Below are 19,180 nucleotides of genomic sequence, written 5' to 3'. Positions count from 1 at the left end.
GTTAGTCCAGCTGGCCGCGGGCGTAGAAATGGCCGCGGATTCTCTGCGTGAGATCGACGAAGGTCGGGTGCCCCATGATCTCCAGGTTGCGCGGTCGGGGCAGCGTGACGTCGTAGATGGCGGCAATCGAACCCGGCCGCTCCGACATGACGACCACGCGGTCCGCGAGGAACACCGCCTCGGGAATCGAGTGGGTGATCAGCAGAATCGTCTTGCCCGTCTCGTGGTGGATGCGCTGCAGTTCCAGGTTCATGCGCTCGCGCGTCATGGCATCGAGCGCGCCGAAGGGCTCGTCCATGAGGACGATCTTCGGATCGTGCACCAGCGCCCGGCAGATGGCGGCGCGCTGCTGCATGCCGCCGGAGAGCTGCCAGGGATACTTGGCCTGGAAATCCTCGAGCCCCGCCATGGACAGGAGCTTGCGGGCCCGGGCGAGATGGGTCTCCCGGTCGAGCTTGCGCACCTCGACCGGCATCATCACGTTGCGCAGCACCGAACGCCACGGCAGGAGCACCGGATTCTGGAAGACGATGCCCACATCATCCGGCGGCTCCTGTACGGTGACGCCGCCGATCTGCACCTCGCCTTCGGTCGGCGGTATGAGGCCGGCCACGAGTTTCAGGAGTGTGGACTTGCCGCACCCGGACGGTCCGACGACGGCGACGAATTCACCGTCGGTAACGTCGAGATCGATCGGCCGCAGAGAGGGAACGTCTCCGCTCCGGGTGCGATAGGTTTTAGCCAGATTGCGGATCTGGATCAGCTGGCGAGGCGCGGACGCCTCGCTCTTGGGGACGACACGGAGATGTGCCATGGCGTGCGCCTGCCTGCTCACTGGGAGGGCGCCTTCGGCAGGAAGTCACGGGTGTAGAAGGACTTCGGATCGTTCTTCGCCGCCGGGTCGAGTCCGCCGTACTCGATGAGGAGATTCACCGTCTCGGCCATGTTGGCATCCGAGACATTGAACGGACGCTGACCCTTCGTCTCTTCCGTGCGGTAGAGCGGGATTGTCAGCTCGAAGCCTTCCTGCAGCGTATCGGGCTTGCCGGCCTTCGGCAGCGCCTTCAGAACCGCCTGGGTCGCCTCGGCAGGAGCCTTCTCGGCGCCTTCGATCGCCTTGGTGGTCGCGCTCATGAAGCGGCGGACGAGATCGGCCTTCTCCTTCAGGGTGTCCTTGTGCGCGATGATGCCGGAAGAGACGAGGTTGACGCCGTAATCCGCGAACATGACCGGCGTGACGTTCTTGCCCGTCGCGTCCTTGATCTTCATGCTCTGGTCCATGACGTAGCCGAGGAGCACGTCGGCCTGACCGTTGATGACCGCATTGAGCTTCGTCTGCGCGTCGCCGGACACAATGCGCATCTCGCTCTCTTTGAGACCCGCCTTCTTGAGGAAGAGCGGCCAGATCTGCGACATGGAATCGCCCGGCGTGGTCGCGACCGTCTTGCCGCGCAAATCTTCGGCTTTACGAATGTTCTTGTCGGAGAAGCCCATGACCGACATGGGGTTCTTCTGCAGCAGCACGCCCGGCGACGTGACGGGAGCACCCTTCACCGCAGCACGGATCATGGTGGGAACATCGGCATAGGCGAAGTCGACGGTCTTGGCCGCCACGGCCTGTACCGTCACGGCCGAGCCGCGGCCCTCCTGAATTTCGAGATCGATGCCCTCGGCTGCGTAAAGACCCTTTTCCTTGCCGTAGAAGAAGGGTGCATGCTCGCCATAGACGTACCAGTTGAGCATCAGCACGACCTTGTCCGCCGCCTGGGCCGGCAGCGACACGAAGGGCATGAGAGCCGTGGCGGCAAAGAGGGTAGCTTTCAGGAACGTACGTTTCTTCATGGACTTCCTCCGATGATTTTATGGGCTCCGCCCTTATGGTTCAGGCGGTTGCTGCGAAATCGTGCCGCTGGCTGGCGTGCCAGGGCACCGTGAAACGCTCGAGCAGGTCGATGAGCCAGAAGAGAATGACGCTGATCATCGCCAGGATTACGAGAGCCGCGAACATGGTCGGCAGTTCGAAATTGCCGATGGACCGCTGCAGCACGAATCCGATACCGGAATTGGCCCCAACGAATTCTCCGACGACAGCGCCGACGACAGCCAGCGTGACCGAGACTTTCAGCCCTGCGAAGATCGCCGGCAGCGCATGCGGCAGGCTGACCATGTAGAAGGATTGCAGGCGCGACGCCTTCATGGAGCGCACCAGATCGTGCATCTCGGGATCGAGGGACTTGAAGCCCTGAACGCCGGCAACGACGACAGGGAAGAAGCCGAGCAGGAAGGCCGAGATCACCTTGGGTGCCATGCCGAAGCCGAACCAGACCACGAAGAGCGGCGCCACCGCGACCTTGGGGATCGACTGCGAGAAGACGAGCAGCGGGTAGACGTAGGACTCGACCGTCCGCGATCCGGCGATCAGCATCGCAATCGGGATGCCGAACAGGGCGGAAAGGATAAACCCGCCGAGCGTCGCCGTGGTGGTGGGAACAGCCTCCCTGAGCAGCATGCCGCCTTCATTCCAGAAGGCCACTGCCACGTCCTTCGGAGGAGGCACCAGATAAGGCGGGATCGCAAAGATCCGCACTGCGAGATCCCAGAGCACGACGGTCAGGATGAGAAGCCCGAACGGCTTGATCCAGGCGGAATTCAGCAGGTTTTGACTGGCGCGCGCGAGCTTCGACGTCATGAAGCGTCTTCCTCAAGAGCGTTTCCAAATAACGGTTTCATGGCGGCTTCTGCCGCTCTATGTAACTATCTGGTTAATTAGATGCCCGGTTGTCCGACATGTCAAGCGCTGTTTGGAAAATTCAGGCGCGCACGCCCGCCAGGACGAAATCGACCACATGATCGATACGCTCCTTCATGGCCGGCGCGGACAGGAGCTCGCGTCCGAAGGCCACGGACAGGGTGTAGACGTTCGATAAATAGAAGTAGCAGAGCCCGGCAATCGACACGTAAAGCTGGACCGGATCGATGCCCGGGCGAATGGCCTTGGACTTCTCGCCGCGCTTCAAGATGACCCCGATCGTCTCGATGACCGGGGAGTTCATGGTGTGCACCTGCGTGGATTTCTTCAGATGCTTGGCGCGGTGCTGGTTCTCGGCATTCAGGAGCATCATGAACTCGGGATACAGGACGAAATAGTTCCACGTGAAACGCACGAGTTCCTCGAGCGCCTGCAGGGGAGAAAGCTCCTCCAGGTGCAGTTCCCGCTCCGCGGCACGAATATGGTCGTAGGCCGCTTCGAGTGTTGCGAGAAACAGGGCTTCCTTGCTCCCGTAATAATAGTAGAGCATGCGCTTGTTGGTGCGGGCAGCGTCCGCGATCTGGTCTACGCGCGCCCCGCCGTAGCCGTGACCGGCAAATTCAGCCGTCGCTGCATCGAGGATCCGCCTTTTTGTCGCTTCGGCGTCTCGAACAGCTTGCTTGCTGACTGCGGGAGCGTTCATGAAGATCCAGATCCTTGCAGTCCGGCTGTCGCCGGTCTGGCATGCAGGTTCAATGTTGTTACCTCAATCCCCGATAAAACGAAACAGCCACGAGGGCCGGGACGGAGGATGCACTCACCCACATCCTCCGTCCGGAAAGCCTCAGGCCTTGCGCGCCACCGGCAAGGCAGGCGGCAGATCGCCTTCAAGAGCAACGACCTTTCCAGGATTGAGAATGTTCTGGGGATCGAGAGCCCTCTTCAACGTCTTCATGAGATCCAGGGCAACCGGATCCTTGTAGCGTGCCAGCTCGTCGCGTTTGATGAGGCCGACCCCGTGCTCGGCGGAAATCGAGCCATTCATGGCGTGAACGATGTCATGGACGATCCGGTTGAAGCGCTCCCATTGAGCTAAAAAGAGCGACTTTTCCATCTCGATGGGCTGGGTCAGGTTGAAATGGATGTTGCCGTCCCCGAAATGGCCGAAGGCGCAAACGCGCACGCCGGGCAACGCCTCCTCGCAGACCTTGCTCGCCGTCACGATGAAATCCGCGACATCCGAGACCGGCACCGAAACGTCGTGCTTGATCGATCCACCCTCGAACCCCTGGACGTCGGAGAGGCTTTCCCTCAGGTGCCAGAGTGCCGCATTCTGAGCCTCGCTTGCGGCAATCGTCGCATCCTCGATCGCGCCGTTCTCAAAGGCGGCTCCCAAGGCCTTCTCCAACTGCTCGCGCAGGTCGAGTTCGGGATCCGGCGACGAGAATTCGATCAGAGCGTAGGCGGCGTGATCACCGCTCAGCGGTCGAACGGCGCCGGGTGCGTGCTTGAGCACGATTTCCAGGGCGAAGCGCGGCATGAACTCGAAGGCGGTGAGCTCGTCGCCCATGGTCTGGCGCAGCGTTTCGAAAAGTTCGAGCGCCGCATGCGGAGAGGCGCAACCGACGAAGGCCACGACCTTTGTCTTGGGCTGCGGGAAAAGCTTCAGCACCGCCGCCGTGATGATGCCGAGCGTTCCTTCCGAACCGATGAAGAGGTTCTTCAGGTCGTAGCCGGTGTTATCCTTGCGCAGGCTTTTGAGGCCGTTCCAGATCCGGCCGTCCGCGAGGACGACCTCGAGGCCGAGAACGAGATCGCGGGTATTGCCGTAACGCAGCACGTTCACGCCACCGGCATTGGTCGAGATATTGCCGCCGATCCGGCAGGAGCCTTCGGAGGCGAGCGACAGTGGGAAAATGCAATCCACCTCCTTCGCCGCGTCCTGAACCGTCTTCAGGACGCAACCGGCCTCGGCCGTGATGGTGGCGTTGAAGGCGTTGACCTCGCGGATGCGGTCGAGCCTGGCGAGCGACAGGACGATGCCTCTGTGCGGCACACCGCCCCCGACGAGACCCGTATTGCCGCCCTGCGGCACAATGGCGACGTTCGCCGTGGCACATTCCCGGACGACAAAGGCCACCTCGTCCGTGCTGCCGGGGCGGACCACGGCCAGGGCCGTGCCGCGATAGAGCTTCCGCTCCTCGACGAGATAGCCTTCCATTTCGGCGGGATCGACGATGACGTGCTTGGCTCCCAGGCGTGCTGAGAGCACGCCCAGGAGATCGGAGTGGGATTCGGGCATAGGGATCACAGACGCCTTACATGCTGCCGGCGCAAAGCCGGCTGACCGACGATGCCGGCCAGATTACGCAGCAGCGGCCTGCTGTCGAGCGGTCATTTCGGCGGCGAGGAGCGCCCTGGCGGCTTCCTTGATCTCCCCGTGGATCGCCGGATCAGCCTCGGTGAGGAGCGGCAGGATCGGCCCCATATCGGCCACGCCCGACAGGGACACCGCCGTGTGCAGCACCCGGATCGCGTTGTGGCGCTCGCGGAGGGCTTCGAGCGGCAGGAAGACTTCGAGCAGGCGCTTGGCCTCTGCCTCGTCGCCGCGCTTCAGCGCATGAAGGAAGGACATGGACAGATGGGGCGCGATGCAGACGCAGCCTGCGGTGAAGCCGGCGAGCTTGAAGTGCACGAGATGCGGCAGCGCCGGAGGCTCGCCGAAGCCGCTGACGATCCGGTCGGCCCCGACCGCATCGATCAGCTCCTGCAGATAGGCATCCTGCGTCAGGTCGGCCCGCGGAACGGCGTACTTGATGCCGAAGACAGCGCCCTGTTCCACAAGCCGTCCCATTGCCTTGGCGGGCACGTACTGGTCGGTCTTGATATAGACGATTAGCGGGACGCCGGAGCGGTCGACGAAATCCTCCAGCCCGCGGACCACGCCGTCGGGTGTCTGCGGCGCGATCATCGGCAGCGCCATGGCGACGGGATAGCGGCGGGACTTCAAGATCGCCGCCTCGTCGACGAGCTTGCCCCAATCGGGTCCGACCGAGGGGATCAGCCACGTGTCGTCGGCGACCGATTCCTCAAGGCTGTCGAGCCATTCGGCAAACTTCGACACCGGCCAGTTGTGAACATTGGCGTTGCCGCCATAGAGCAGCGTCGAGACGCCGCCGGCCTCGAGATGGCGGATCAGCTTCGCATTGGCGTCCCGGTTGACCTCGAAATCGGGCGTCAGGGCAAACGGCGGAACCGCCAGAACGGAGCGGGCGAGTTCAGAGGTTTCAATCTTTGTCAGCATGGATGGTGTCTCGCTGTTTATGGGCGGTTCCGGAATGGCCGAGCAATGCCCGGCCTCGTTCTTCGAAAAATCGGGTTCTCACTGGCCGATCTGGATGCCGACGGTCTTGACGACCTCGGACCACTTCTGCCGCTCGCTCTGAATGTACTCGGCGAACTGCTTGGGGGTCATCGGCGCAGGTGTCGAAGCCATTTCGGCAGCCTTCTTCTGCACCTCAGGCTTTTCGAGGATGGTCTTCACATCGGCCGCGATGGTGTCGACGATGGCTTGCGGCGTTCCGGCCGGCGCCCAGAGGCCGTTCCATGAGGTCGCGTCGAAACCGGACAGCGTCTCGGCGACGGCCGGGATCTCCGGCGCCTGCGGGCTGCGCTCGGTGCTGGTCACAGCGAGCGCCCGCACGGTTCCGCCCTGCGCCTGAGGCCAGGCGATGGTCATGTTGTCGAAGGCGAGGTCGATATGTCCGCCGATGAGGCCATTGACGATGTCCTGGGAGCTGCGGAACGGAACATGGGTCATCTTCGCGCCGGTCTTGAGCTGGAACAGCTCGGCCGCGAGATGCTGCGATGTTCCCGCACCGGACGAGCCGTAGTTCAGCTTGCCGGGATTCTGTTTGGCGTATTCGACGAATTCGGCGAAGGTCTTCACCGGGATCTTGGGATTCACCACCAGGAGGTTCGGAAGCTTGGCCAGACCCGTGATCGGGATGAAGTCTTTCTCGGCATCATGGGGGAGGTTCTTGTAGAGAAATGGATTGATGGCGTGCGTGCTCACCGTGCCGACGAGGAGCGTATGCCCGTCGGGCGCGGCCTTGGCGACCGCCGTCGTCCCGATATTGCCGCCCGCGCCCGGACGATTCTCGATGACGAAGGGCTTGCCATACTTGGCCTGAAGTTGCTCGGCGACGATGCGGGCAAACAGATCGGTCGTGCCGCCGGCGCCGAAGGGCACGACAATCGTGACCTGCTTCTGCGGCCAGGCCGGGCTTTGCGCCTGGACCGCTCCGAGTCCGAGGAGCGAGAGGCCGACCGCCGCGAGAAACTTCTTCATGTGTTCTCTCCCTGATTCCGTTTTGTTGAGCTTTGGCGCTGGAATTGCGGCATATCTTGTATGGCAACATACAAATTTTGACAAGCCGGCACGAGTAGGGTCATACTCATCCCGCCCAGAGCATCTTTCCACCAGAGGATGTGCCTGTAATCGCAATTTCTTTTGACTTGGGAGATGCCAGCAAGTAGTGAGACATACGACAAGTTGGCCTGCCTGATCGGGCAAATCACCTGTGAGGCCGGCCGCAGCTCCGGGAACCGGTGCAAGCTTGGCGGATCGCTTCCGAACGATTGGCAGCGGCATCAGACACCTTCAGTTTCAGCGCCTTGCAAGAGGCCCTCAACGGCTCCATGAACGAACGCTCTTTCCTCTCCGGCTTGTCTCTCAACACCGTCGCCCGCAAGCGCAATCTCGTGAGCGATCTGGCGGAAGCAATCTCGCGTGAGATCGCTGAAGGACGGTTGCAGGCGGGAGATCGCCTGCCCACCGAGGCGGAACTCGCCTCGGCCGCCGGCGTCAGCCGGACCGTGGTGCGCGAGGCCGTGGCGGCGCTCAAGGCCGCCAAGCTGGTTCAGACCCGCCAGGGCGCCGGCGCCTTCGTGCTGCCGCCCCCGCCCAAATCGGACTTCTTCGCCTCGCTCAGCAACGGCGAGGTCGACGATATCCTGGCCATGCTGGAATTGCGCCTGGCCGTGGAAGTGGAGGCCGCTTCGCTCGCGGCCGTGCGCCGGACCGAGGAAGAGATGGCGGCGCTCGACCGGGCGCTGGAGAACATCACCAAGGGCGAGGATTACGGCATCGCGGCGGATCTCGAATTCCACCGTATCCTGGCGGGTGCGACCAAGAACCCCTATTTCGCACGCTTTCTCGACTTCCTCGGGGAGTTCGCCGTCCCTCGCCGCCCCGGCGCCTCGAACCCGGTGGGAGAGGATCAGCGTCAGCGCGACTATCTTGGCGTCATCGAGCGCGAGCACCGGGCGATCCGGGATGCGATCGCCATGGGCGACTCGAACCTCGCCGCCGCCATGATGCGCGCGCATCTCGCCAACAGCCGCAACCGCTATTCGGCCCGAATTCTGCAGGCTGCCGCCAAGCCGGCTTCCAAGGCCCTCAAAGTCCGGTCCGCCGCGAAAGCCTGAGCCGAAGCAAGCCAGGCAAAAGGAGCGGCTGTACTTGACAGCCAGCCGCAAAACGGCGACGAATTTCTAAATTTGTATGATATATGGCTTTTGCGCCGCGAAGCGTGGGGAGTGAAGCAATAATGGCCAAGCGATCGCCTGAACAGTTGAGAAGCCACCGCTGGTTCGGCGCGACGGACCTGCGCTCGTTCGGACATCGGTCCCGGACGCTCCAGATGGGCTATGCGCGTGAAGATTTCATGGGCAAGCCCGTGATCGCGATCATCAATACCTGGAGCGACATCAACCCGTGCCACGCGCATTTTCGCGTTCGCGTCGAGGACGTGAAGCGCGGCGTGTGGCAGGCCGGCGGATTCCCCATCGAATTGCCCGCGATGTCTCTGTCGGAGAACTTCGTGAAGCCGACCACGATGCTCTACCGCAACCTCCTTGCGTTGGAAGTGGAGGAGCTTCTGCGCTCCCATCCTGTGGATGGCGCCGTGCTCATGGGCGGCTGCGATAAGACGACGCCCGCCACCGTCATGGGCGCGGTCAGCATGAATTTGCCGATGATCTTCATGCCGGCAGGCCCCATGAATCGCGGGCACCATGCCGGCACGATCCTGGGCTCGGGATCGGATATCTGGAAGTACTGGGCCGAGAAGGAAGCGGGCACCATCACGAACCAGCAATGGAACGACATGGAAGCCGGCATCGCACGCTCGCCCGGCACCTGCATGACCATGGGGACCGCCTCCACCATGACAGCGATCGTCGAGACGCTCGGCCTAAGCCTTCCGGGCGCGTCCTCCATCCCGGCTGTCGATGCCGCTCATCCGCGCATGGCGAGCCTGAGCGGCCGGCGGATCGTCGAGATGGTCTGGGACGATCTCAAACCCAGCGACATTCTCACACGGCGCTCGTTCGAGAACGCGCTGATGGTTCACAACGCACTCGCCGGCTCGACGAACGCGATGATCCATCTCGTAGCCATGGCGGGCCGCGCGGGCGTCGAGGTCTCACTGCAGGATTTCGACGACTTCGCCCAGAAGGTGCCGGTGATCGCCAATCTTCGTCCATCCGGCCAATGGCTGATGGAGGATTTCCATATTGCCGGCGGCATTCGCGGCCTTCTCTCTCGCCTCGAGCCGCTGCTCCATCTCGACGAGCGCACCGTGACCGGAACCCTGCGCGACGCGCTCGAAGGCGCCGCCGTCTATAACGACGACGTCATCCGTCCGCTCGACAAGCCGATCGCGGCCTCCGGCGGAACGGCCATCCTGCGCGGCAACCTGGCGCCGAAGGGTTGCGTGATCAAGCCGCCTGCAGCGGAGCCGCGGCTGCTGCAGCACACGGGCCCCGCCATCGTCTTCGACACCTATGACGAGATGACGAAGGCCGTGAACGACCTCGATCTCGACGTCACGCCGGACCACATCATGGTGCTGCGCAACGCCGGCCCCATCGGCGGTCCCGGCATGCCGGAATGGGGCATGCTGCCGATTCCGAAAAAGCTCCTGCGGCAGGGCGTGCGCGACATGCTCCGCATCTCCGATGCGCGCATGAGCGGCACCAGCTATGGCGCCTGCATCCTGCACGTCTCTCCGGAAGCTCACATCGGCGGGCCGCTGGCGGCCGTGCGCACGGGCGATCTCATCACCGTCGACGTACCGAACCGCTCGATCCATCTCCACGTCAGCGATGAGCAGATCAAGGACCGCCTGAGCACTTGGTCGCCACCGCCGCGCGATTACCCGCGCGGCTACAACAAGCTCTTCGCTCAACATATCCGCCAGGCTGACGAGGGCTGCGACTTCGACTTCCTGGAGGGGTCCGGCGGCGTGCCCGAGCCCGAAATCCACTAATCCTCCCCACTGCTGACAGCATTGCCGTGCAGCAGTGCTGTCAGCATTTTCGCATTCGCTCATGAGCATTCAGAAAACTGCCTTCGGCGCCATCGACGGCCAGCCGGTCGAGGCCTTCGAGATCGAATCCGGCGCTGTCCGCGCGACGATCATCACCTATGCGGCCGCCTTGAGCCGGCTGTTCGTTCCCGATGGCGACGGCCGATGGGCGGATATCGTCCCGGGCTACGACGATCTGGTCTCCTACGTTCAGAACCGCGGCTCGGCCGGCGCGATCTGCGGCCGCTACGCCAACCGCATCGGCGATGCGCGCTTCACGCTCGATGGGCAGACCTATTCTCTTTCAGCCAACGAACCGCCCAATCACATCCACGGCGGCTTTGGCGGCTTCAGCAAGAGAATCTGGACCGGTGAGTCCGACACGGCGAACAAGGCCGTCCGCCTGACCTTGAACCGGCCCGACGGCGACGAAGGATATCCTGGCGCCATCACGGCAACGGTGACCTACAAGCTGACGGACGATCCAGCGCTGGAGATCGTCATGGAGGCCACGACGGATCGGCCGACCGTCGTGAACATGGCCTATCACGGCTACTGGAACCTCGCCGGTCACGGTTCGGGCCACGTGCGCGATCAGCATCTCCTGATCGACGCTGATCATTACACACCGGTCGGACCCGGCAAGATCCCGACCGGCGAATTGGCGCCCGTCGCCGGAACGGCCTTCGATTTCAGATCGTCACGGCCCATCGGCGCGATGATCGACGACATCACCCAGCTTCCGGAAGCCGGCTACGACCACAATTTCTGTCTCAACGACCATGGACAGCCTCTGCGCCGTGCGGCGCGTGCGATGGACCCCCTCTCACGCCGAGGATTGGAGATCTGGACCAATCAGCCGGGCGTTCAATTCTACACGGCCAATCATTTCGGCAAGGCCCCGGCCGTTGGCAAAGGCGGCGTTACTTATGAGAAGCATGCCGGCTTCGCGCTCGAGACGCAGAACTTCCCGAATGCGCCGAACATCCCGCACTTCCCCCCGGCGGTGCTGCGCCCCGGCGAAATCTATCGCCACGTGATGCGCATTCCGTTCTTCGTCGCGGATGCCTGATCAGATGCCGGAGGCCAGATAGCCTCCGTCCACATTGAGCACGGTGCCTGTCGCGAATCCCGCCGCAGGTGAGGCAAGATAGATCGCAGCGCCCACAAGTTCGTCGAGCTGGCCGAACCGGCCCATGGGTGTCCGTAAAAGCGCGTTCTCCTTGCGCCTCGCGTCCATCTTGGACTGGTTCAGCTCGGTCATGAAGAAGCCAGGCGAGATGGCGTTGACGCGAACGCCTCTGTCCGCCCATTCCGCAGCCAGCGTCTTTGTCAGCCCGACGACGCCATGCTTGCTGGCGGCATAGACCGAAGCGAGGGGCCAACCGCGGTGGGCCGCCAGCGACGCGATGGTGATGATCGAGCCCGATCGGCGCTCCAGCATATGGCGGCCGAAACGGGTGCAGGTGAAGAACACGCTGCGCAGGTTCGTCTGCATGATCTCGTCGTATTCCGCCGGCGTGAACTCCTCGGCCGGCTTGAGGATGGTCATGCCCTGGCACGCGACCAGAATGTCCACGTGACCGAGATCCGTCACGGCTGATGCGACGAGCCCGTCGATCTCCTCCGGTCGCGCGGCATCGACCACGTAACCGCGCGCTGCCGGGTCGGCCTCCTGCAGGCGCTGCGTCGCTGCCTTCACCTTGGCGGGCGTTCTGGCGGCGATCGCCACCCTTGCGCCATTATCCTGGAAGCCATGGGCGACGGCATTGCCGATCCCGCTCGATCCGCCCACAACGAGCGCCGTCTTGCCCTGCAGCGACAGCTGCGATCCGGGGATCGGCCATGTGCCCTTTGTCTCAACCAATTTTCTCTCCTTTCAGGCGTTCCGTTCGCACGGATGGCTCGGGCCTTCTCACCGTCGAGATCATGCTCTCCGTCCGTCGCTGATGGCTGAGCAGGAACAGAACCGATCCGATGACCACGAGGGCTCCCGCGAGGACGTGAAGTTTCGGCTCGTCGCCAAAGATGAACAGCCCCACGGGAAGCGCCCAGACGAGCTTGGTGTATTGCATGGGAGCAACGCTGGAAGCCGGCGCACGGCGTAGTGCCTCCAGCAGCAGGAACTGCGCCGTTACCATCACGAGACCGGAGATCGTCACGAGGCCCACATCGCTCCATGCGGGAGCATGGCTCAGGAACACGCCAGGCAGGCTCGCCGTCAACTGCCCGGCCATCACGGCAGCGACCATGATCGCGCGGTTTTCCTGCGAGCCGATCGTGCGCATGATCAGAATGACGCCGGCACCGACGAAGACATTGAGGAAAGCCGCCAGATGTCCGAGGGACAATGCGACATAGCCGGGCTGCACCATGATCAGAATGCCGGAAAAGCCGACCAGGATCGCAATCCAGCGCGCCAGCCCCGTACGCTCACCGAGCAGCCACGTCGCGGCAACCGTGACGACAAGCGGTGAGCCGAAGGTGATCGCATAGACATCGGCCAGCGGCAGAAGCGAGAAGGCATAGAAGCCCGAAACGGTACCGATTCCGGCGAGAAAGCCGCGGCCGATCAGCATCTTCGGGTTGCGGATCGCCGAGATCCTGTACGCTTTCTCGCGCCAGATGACGATGCACACCACGAGGCAGGCCACGCTCGCCTGCATCGCGATGATCTGGAAGATCGGATAGCGGGTGGAGAGGAGCTTCACCAGGGTGTCGCTGGTCGCAAAAAGCCCGTTTGCGGCAATCGCAAAGAGGACACCTGTCAATCGGCTCACGGGCGTATCCCACCTGGCTCATGAGGCTGCGGCCCCATCTTATTTGCCTGTCATCATACATTCTTTTGCCAGAGTCGGAATGCCCGCAGCGCATGGGTGGGGAGCGTCATCGGTGGGAGAACCGAAACGAAAAAGGCGGCCCATGGGCCGCCTTTCAAAAGTTTGGGGTGTTCTGAGAGCTTATGCGGCAATCGACGTCTGCGGCGCGGCCGAGCGGACGTCCGAGTCCACATGGCCCTCGAAGCGCTTGAAGTTCTCGTTGAACATGTCGATCAGGCGCTTGGCGGTCTCGGCGAACTCCGCCTTGTTCTGCCAGGTCTTCACCGGATACAGGATGTGCGGCTCGACGCCGGGCACCGAGGTCGGCACCGCGAAGCCGAAGTAAGGATCGCGGCGGAAATCGGCACGGGTGAGCGAACCGTCCAGCGCGGCCGTCAGCAGGCGGCGGGTGACGCGGATCGGCATGCGCCGGCCGACGCCGTACTTGCCGCCGGTCCAGCCGGTGTTGACGAGCCAGCAATCCACATGGTGCTTGGCGATGAGATCGCGCAGCAGGTTGCCGTACTCGGAGGGATGGCGCGGCATGAAGGGTGCGCCGAAGCAGGTGGAGAACGTGGCCTCCGGATCCTTCACGCCTTTTTCCGTGCCAGCTACCTTCGCGGTGTAGCCAGAGAGGAAGTGATACATGGCCTCGGCCGGCGTCAGCTTCGCGATGGGAGGCAGCACGCCGAAGGCGTCGCAGGTGAGCATCACGATGTTCTTCGGAATGCCCGCACGGCCGGTGGCGCTCGCATTGGGAATGAAGTCGAGCGGATAGGCGCAGCGCGTGTTCTCCGTCTTCGATGCGTCGTCGAAATCGGGAATGCGCGTGATCGGATCGATGGTCACGTTCTCCAGCACCGTGCCGAAGCGCTCGGTGGTGGCGAAGATTTCGGGCTCCGCCTCGCGGGACAGGCGGATGGTCTTGGCGTAGCAGCCGCCCTCGAAGTTGAAGACGCCATTCGGCCCCCAGCCGTGCTCGTCGTCGCCGAGCAGGACGCGGTTCGGATCGGCCGAGAGCGTGGTCTTGCCCGTGCCGGAGAGGCCGAAGAAGACCGCCACGTCGCCCTTGTCGCCCACATTGGCGGAGCAATGCATGGGCATGACCTTCCGGTCGGGAAGGACATAGTTGAGATAGGTGAACACCGACTTCTTCATCTCGCCCGCATAGGACGTGCCGCCGATGAGGACGATCTTGCGCTTGAAATCGCAGGCGATGACCGTCTCCGTGCGGCAGCCGTGCCGGGCCGGATCGGCCTTGAAGGACGGCAGGTCGATGATGATCAGTCCAGGGACGTAATCGTTGAGCTCGCCCTGATCCGGACGGATCAGGAGGTTGCGGATGAAGAGCGAGTGCCAGGCATATTCCGTAAAGACCCGTGCCTTGACCCGGTAGGCCGGATCGGCGCCGCCATGGAGATCCTGCGCGAACAACTCCCTGCCCTCGGCATGGGCCAGGAAGTCCTGCAGCAGGGTGTCGAAATGGCCGGGCGTGATGGAGCCGTTGTTGTCCCACCAGACGGTGCCTTCCGTGGTCTCGTCGCGCACCACGAACTTGTCCTTGGGCGAACGACCCGTATGCACGCCGGTGTCCGCCAGAAGCGCACCGCCCTGCACGAGCTTGGTCTCGCCCCGGATCAGGGACTGCTCGTAGAGCGCGGGCGCCTCGAGGTTCCAGTAGACCCGCTTGAGATTGCGGAGGCCGGAGGCCTCAGAGCCCTGTGCGCTGTTGAAGACGCCGATATTTTCCACGGAAGACTTCTCCTGATTGGCGGCCACCGCGCAGCTGGATCAGCCGCCGTCCGTTGACCGTCCCATGGGTAGGGTCAAACAATCCTGGCAAAATTTTGCCGTCTCGCTTGAACATGGAACCTTCTTTAGGTCAGCTGACGGTGCCGTCAACTCAGCTCGTTTCATCGCATTCTATTTTTCGGAGAGCCAGACCTCCATCAGTCTCAATCCTTCGAATTTGAAGGTATTTTCGGAGTTCTTTCGTATGATTGACGAGCTTTCGGCCCGACGCCCCGGCCCCTAACGCTACGGCACGGGACCGTTCGAGGAGCGGAGGCATTCTGTCCAATCCGTAAGGGATCCTTCATCTGCAGTTGAACAGGCGGCTCTTAGACACCACTATCAGGGCCGCCCTCTGGTCGCGGCCGGAGGGAAAACCATATTTATGCCACGAGAAAGGCGCAGTTGGGGACATTTTAGGGCCCTCTGCGTTGTCAGACGAGACGAAAAGCTGACATAATCCGTGCCAAGCTAAGGAAGAGTTCATGCCAACGATCGCCCTTGTCGATGACGATCGCAACATCCTGACCTCTGTTTCCATCGCCCTCGAAGCGGAGGGCTACCGCATTCAGACCTATACGGACGGTGCCTCGGCCCTGGACGGCCTCAAGCATGCTCCGCCGGATCTGGCGATCTTCGACATCAAGATGCCGCGCATGGACGGCATGGAGCTCCTGCGCCGCCTGAGGCAGAAGTCGGACCTGCCGGTGATCTTCCTGACCTCCAAGGACGAGGAAATCGACGAATTGTTCGGCCTCAAGATGGGCGCCGACGACTTCATCCGGAAGCCCTTCTCCCAGCGCCTGCTGGTCGAGCGCGTGAAGGCGGTCCTGCGCCGCTTCGCCCCCAAGGACCAGAGCGCCCCCAAGGAGGCCGACCCGAAGGCCCTGGAGCGCGGCCAGCTCAAGATGGACCCGGAGCGCCATGCGTGCACCTGGAAGGGCGAGCCGGTCACCCTGACTGTGACGGAATTCCTGATCCTGCAGGCGCTCGCCACGCGCCCGGGGGTGGTGAAAAGCCGCAACGCCCTGATGGATGCGGCCTATGACGATCAGGTCTATGTGGACGACCGCACCATCGACAGCCACATCAAGCGCCTGCGCAAGAAGTTCAAGTCGGTTGACCAGAGTTTCGAAATGATCGAGACCCTCTACGGCGTGGGCTACCGTTTCAAGGAAGCCTGACGCGTTGGTGGCGCAAGCAACCTGGCGAGCAACCTGGAAAGACGGCCACGACCCGATGGAATGCACCGGATCGTGCTTGAACGAATGGCATGAAGGCTGACCCCATCCACGCCGAGGCGGCGTTCGACGATCCGCCCGCTCCACAGGGCGCTCTGGCGCGGCTGAAGCATTTCGGCCGCATGATCGTGCAGCGCGCTTCGTCGAGCCTGACGCGCCGGATCGTCGTGCTCAACCTGGCCGGACTCGTGGCCCTGCTCGTCGGCTTTCTCTACCTCAACCAGTTCCGCGAAGGACTGATCGAAGCCCGGGTGCAGAGCCTTCTCACGCAGGGCGAGATCATCGCAGGCGCGATCGCGAGCTCGGCGACGGTCGAAACCAACACCATCACGATCGATCCGGATCAGCTCCTGCAGATGCAGGCGGGAGAGACGGAGCGGTTCACCGACGAGGCCTTCTCGTCGCTCGAATTCTCCATCAATCCCGAACGCGTCGCTCCCCTGCTGCGCCGACTGGTGACACCGACCAAGACCCGCGCCCGCATCTTCGACCGCGAAGGCATGCTGCTGCTCGATTCCAGGTCGTTCTATTCCCGCGGCGACATCCTGCGCATGGACCTGCCGCCGGTTGCCAATGTCGAGGATACGACGAGCTTCATCGAACGCACCTGGAACAGCATCCGCAAGATGTTCCGGCGCACCAGACGCCCCGTGCAGGAAGAGGCCGGTCCCGCCAACGGCAAGTCTCTGCCCGAGGTGCAGCAGGCTTTTTCCGGCCAGCAATCGAGCGTGGTGCGCGTCAACAACCGTGGCGAGACCATCGTCTCGGTGGCCGTGCCGATCCAGCGCTTCCGCACGGTGCAGGGGGCGCTCCTGCTCTCGACCCAGGAAGGCGACATCGACGCGATCATCGCCTCCGAACGTTTCGCCCTGCTCCAGGTCTTCCTGGTGGCGGCCGTGGTCATGATCGTCCTGTCGCTCTTTCTGGCCGGCGCCATCGCGGGCCCTGTCCGGCGGCTGGCGGAGGCGGCGGAGCGGGTACGCTGGGGCACGAAATCCCGCCAGGAAATCCCCGATTTCACCACCCGTTCCGATGAGATCGGCCATCTCTCGGGCGCCCTGCGGGATATGACCAAGGCGCTCTACAACCGCATCGATGCCATCGAAAGCTTCGCGGCCGACGTGGCGCACGAGTTGAAGAATCCGCTGACCTCGCTGCGCAGCGCGGTGGAGACCCTGCCGCTCGCCCGCAACGACGATTCCAGGCAACGGCTCCTGTCGATCATCCAGCATGACGTGAAGCGCCTCGACCGCCTCATCAGCGACATCTCGGACGCTTCGCGCCTCGATGCGGAGCTCGCTCGCGCCGATGCGGAGCCGGTGGACATGGTGCGCCTTCTCGATGCGGTGGTGTCGGTTGCCAACGAGCGTCGCCAGGAGCATGATCCGCTCATCACGCTCAGCATCGACAGGCAGGCCCAGGGCCGCGACGCCTTCCTGGTCCTCGGCCATGACAGTCGCCTGGGCCAGATCTTCAACAACCTGATCGACAACGCGCGCTCCTTCTCGCCGCCCGACGAGACCGTGAAGGTCTCCATGCGCCGCCGCAAGAACCAGGTCGAGATCCTCGTCGAGGACAGCGGGCCCGGCATCGAGCCCGATGCCCTCGACCGGATCTTCGAGCGCTTCTACACGGATCGGCCCGAGCAGGGCTTCGGCCAGAACTCGGGCCTCGGCCTGTCCATCTCCCGCCAGATCATCGAGGCTCATCGCGGCACGATCCGTGCCGAGAACCGGCTCGGCCCTCCCGATGAGGACGGGGAGCCGACCCGGCTCGGCGCCCGCTTCGTCATCCGCCTGCCGATTGAGGGGGCGAAGGCCAAGAAGGAGCAGGAGAAGAAGGACAAGGACAAAGCCAGGCGCGAAGCCGGGAAGAAAGCATCTTGAACGCGCATGAGACCATCCATGCCGGCTGCGTGCTCATCGGCGAGGCGGGGCTCCTGATCCGGGGTGCATCGGGATCCGGCAAGTCGGCCCTCGCCCGCGAGGTGGTGTCGCTGGCTCTCGGGACCGGGCGCTTCGGAAGGCTGGTCAGCGACGATCGGACCCGCCTCGAGGCGCATCACGGCCGCCTTCTGGCGCGACCGGTGGAGCCTCTCGGCGGCAGCATCGAGGTCTTCGGTCTCGGCATCGTCCGGCGGCCCTTCGAAGCCGCTGCCGTCGTCCGTCTGGTGCTCGATCTTTCCGATGACCCGGCCCGCTATCCGGAGGAGCAGGACAGGCACGTCGTCCTCTGCGGCGTCATGATCCCTCGCATCCGGATGCAAGCCGGGGCAATCTCAGCGGATGTCGCCCTGGGCTGCCTGAGTGGTGTTTGCGACACGATAGTGACACTGTGATGAACTTTTCCTCTCAATGCTCTTGCGCTTGGCTTCGCGGTGCACAAAATAGCGGCTCCGCTCTCGGAGCGTTCGGACTTGTAACATTATGATTGGAATGGTGCTCGTCACCCACGGGCAGCTCGCGACCGAATTCAAAGCGGCGCTCGAGCATGTCGTGGGGCCTCAAGAGCAGCTTGAAACGATCACGATCGGCCCAGACGATGACATGGAGACACGGCGCAAGGACATCATGGCCGCCGTGTGCCGGGTCAATTCTGGACAGGGGGTCGTGGTTCTGACGGACATGTTCGGCGGTACGCCTTCGAACCTGGCCCTGTCCTGCATGAATGGCGGCTCCGTCGAGGTGGTCGCCGGCATCAATCTGCCCATGCTCATCAAGCTGGCCTCCGTGAGGGACGAGGAGCCCCTGTCAGACGCCGTCTCTCACGCCCAGGAGGCGGGGCGCAAATACATCAATATCGCCTCGCGCGTTCTCTCCGGAAAGTAACCGTCATCATGGACCGGCCCCTCGATCAGGACTGCCCGCCTGCCGTTGTGCCCGATGGAGCCGAGGTCCGGGAACTCCCCATCATCAATCGCCGGGGCCTGCATGCCCGCGCCTCGGCCAAGTTCGTCCAGACGGTCGAGCGCTTCAATTCCGATGTCACGGTGACCCGCTGCGGCGAGACCGTGGGCGGACGCTCGATCATGGGCCTCCTCACCCTGGCGGCCGCGCAGGGCACCTCGATCACCGTCACGGCCAAGGGCGAAGATGCCGCCCTCTGCCTCCAGGCCATCGACGACCTCCTCGCCAACAGGTTCGGTGAAGACGAGTAATCGAAACCAACATATAAAGACATCTTTATATCTTGATTGCCTCTCCCGGC

General features: G+C 63.2%; 18 protein-coding genes. 8 read left to right on the top strand and 10 right to left on the bottom strand.

Annotation, left to right across the window (positions count from 1 at the left end; translation table 11 throughout):
- Nucleotide 1: 1 nt before the first annotated feature.
- The 7 genes from ACD578_RS22860 to ACD578_RS22830 all read right to left on the bottom strand — a co-directional run bounded on the left by ACD578_RS22860 (nucleotide 2) and on the right by ACD578_RS22830 (nucleotide 7,100).
- A complete protein-coding gene (locus ACD578_RS22860; protein WP_404288775.1) occupies nucleotides 2-814 on the bottom strand; it encodes an ABC transporter ATP-binding protein in 813 nt (270 codons plus the stop codon).
- 17 nt (nucleotides 815-831) lie between these two features.
- A complete protein-coding gene (locus ACD578_RS22855) occupies nucleotides 832-1,842 on the bottom strand; it encodes an ABC transporter substrate-binding protein (RefSeq protein WP_404288773.1) in 1,011 nt (336 codons plus the stop codon).
- 40 nt (nucleotides 1,843-1,882) lie between these two features.
- Nucleotides 1,883-2,689 (bottom strand): ABC transporter permease, encoded by an 807-nt coding sequence (locus tag ACD578_RS22850; protein WP_404288771.1) that lies wholly within the window; start codon nucleotides 2,687-2,689, stop codon nucleotides 1,883-1,885.
- A gap of 121 nt (nucleotides 2,690-2,810) precedes the next feature.
- The gene (locus ACD578_RS22845) at nucleotides 2,811-3,452 is read right to left on the bottom strand and encodes a TetR family transcriptional regulator (RefSeq protein WP_404288769.1); all 642 of its coding nucleotides are present in this window, start codon (nucleotides 3,450-3,452) and stop codon (nucleotides 2,811-2,813) included.
- Between the two features lie 141 nt (nucleotides 3,453-3,593).
- Nucleotides 3,594-5,051: an FAD-binding oxidoreductase gene (locus ACD578_RS22840; RefSeq protein ID WP_404288767.1), complete on the bottom strand. Its 1,458-nt coding sequence runs from the start codon at nucleotides 5,049-5,051 to the stop codon at nucleotides 3,594-3,596.
- A 63-nt stretch (nucleotides 5,052-5,114) separates the two neighbouring features.
- Nucleotides 5,115-6,053, bottom strand: coding sequence for a dihydrodipicolinate synthase family protein (locus tag ACD578_RS22835; RefSeq protein WP_404288765.1), 939 nt, complete (start codon nucleotides 6,051-6,053; stop codon nucleotides 5,115-5,117).
- A gap of 78 nt (nucleotides 6,054-6,131) precedes the next feature.
- Nucleotides 6,132-7,100, bottom strand: a complete 969-nt coding sequence (locus ACD578_RS22830; protein ID WP_404288763.1) for a Bug family tripartite tricarboxylate transporter substrate binding protein — start codon at nucleotides 7,098-7,100, stop codon at nucleotides 6,132-6,134.
- Nucleotides 7,101-7,450: 350 nt separating this feature from the next.
- Between ACD578_RS22830 and ACD578_RS22825 the strand changes: the two genes are divergently transcribed.
- From ACD578_RS22825 to ACD578_RS22815, 3 genes are all read left to right on the top strand, one after another.
- A complete protein-coding gene (locus ACD578_RS22825) occupies nucleotides 7,451-8,239 on the top strand; it encodes a FadR/GntR family transcriptional regulator (protein WP_404288761.1) in 789 nt (262 codons plus the stop codon).
- 122 nt (nucleotides 8,240-8,361) lie between these two features.
- Nucleotides 8,362-10,083, top strand: a complete 1,722-nt coding sequence (gene araD / locus ACD578_RS22820; RefSeq protein ID WP_404288759.1) for an L-arabinonate dehydratase — start codon at nucleotides 8,362-8,364, stop codon at nucleotides 10,081-10,083.
- Between the two features lie 61 nt (nucleotides 10,084-10,144).
- Entirely contained in the window at nucleotides 10,145-11,194 is a 1,050-nt protein-coding gene (locus tag ACD578_RS22815) for an aldose epimerase family protein (protein ID WP_404288757.1), read from the top strand.
- Here the strand turns inward: ACD578_RS22815 and ACD578_RS22810 are convergent, their stop codons facing one another.
- The 3 genes from ACD578_RS22810 to ACD578_RS22800 all read right to left on the bottom strand — a co-directional run bounded on the left by ACD578_RS22810 (nucleotide 11,195) and on the right by ACD578_RS22800 (nucleotide 14,693).
- On the bottom strand, nucleotides 11,195-11,989 hold the full coding sequence (locus ACD578_RS22810) for an SDR family NAD(P)-dependent oxidoreductase (protein WP_404288755.1): 795 nt from the start codon (nucleotides 11,987-11,989) through the stop codon (nucleotides 11,195-11,197).
- Nucleotides 11,982-12,902 (bottom strand): DMT family transporter, encoded by a 921-nt coding sequence (locus ACD578_RS22805; RefSeq protein ID WP_404288753.1) that lies wholly within the window; start codon nucleotides 12,900-12,902, stop codon nucleotides 11,982-11,984. The genes ACD578_RS22810 and ACD578_RS22805 overlap by 8 nt, the downstream gene beginning before the upstream one ends.
- 180 nt (nucleotides 12,903-13,082) lie before the next feature.
- Entirely contained in the window at nucleotides 13,083-14,693 is a 1,611-nt protein-coding gene (locus ACD578_RS22800) for a phosphoenolpyruvate carboxykinase (protein WP_404288751.1), read from the bottom strand.
- A gap of 524 nt (nucleotides 14,694-15,217) precedes the next feature.
- Between ACD578_RS22800 and ACD578_RS22795 the strand changes: the two genes are divergently transcribed.
- The 5 genes from ACD578_RS22795 (at nucleotide 15,218) to ACD578_RS22775 (ending at nucleotide 19,130) form a co-directional block, all read left to right on the top strand.
- Nucleotides 15,218-15,916, top strand: coding sequence for a response regulator transcription factor (locus tag ACD578_RS22795; protein WP_036354150.1), 699 nt, complete (start codon nucleotides 15,218-15,220; stop codon nucleotides 15,914-15,916).
- A gap of 89 nt (nucleotides 15,917-16,005) precedes the next feature.
- Nucleotides 16,006-17,859, top strand: coding sequence for a sensor histidine kinase (locus ACD578_RS22790; protein ID WP_152709449.1), 1,854 nt, complete (start codon nucleotides 16,006-16,008; stop codon nucleotides 17,857-17,859).
- Nucleotides 17,856-18,311, top strand: a complete 456-nt coding sequence (locus tag ACD578_RS22785; protein WP_404288748.1) for an HPr kinase/phosphorylase — start codon at nucleotides 17,856-17,858, stop codon at nucleotides 18,309-18,311. The genes ACD578_RS22790 and ACD578_RS22785 overlap by 4 nt, the downstream gene beginning before the upstream one ends.
- Nucleotides 18,312-18,399: 88 nt before the next feature.
- Nucleotides 18,400-18,801, top strand: a complete 402-nt coding sequence (locus ACD578_RS22780) for a PTS sugar transporter subunit IIA (protein ID WP_036360951.1) — start codon at nucleotides 18,400-18,402, stop codon at nucleotides 18,799-18,801.
- An 8-nt stretch (nucleotides 18,802-18,809) separates the two neighbouring features.
- A complete protein-coding gene (locus tag ACD578_RS22775; protein WP_152709453.1) occupies nucleotides 18,810-19,130 on the top strand; it encodes an HPr family phosphocarrier protein in 321 nt (106 codons plus the stop codon).
- Nucleotides 19,131-19,180: the final 50 nt, after the last annotated feature.

The organism is Microvirga sp. RSM25 (genome assembly GCF_044784385.1).
Taxonomy (GTDB): Bacteria; Pseudomonadota; Alphaproteobacteria; order Rhizobiales; family Beijerinckiaceae; genus Microvirga; species Microvirga tunisiensis.
Note: the sequence above shows the minus strand (reverse complement) of the source record. Positions and strands in the feature narration are given on the sequence as shown.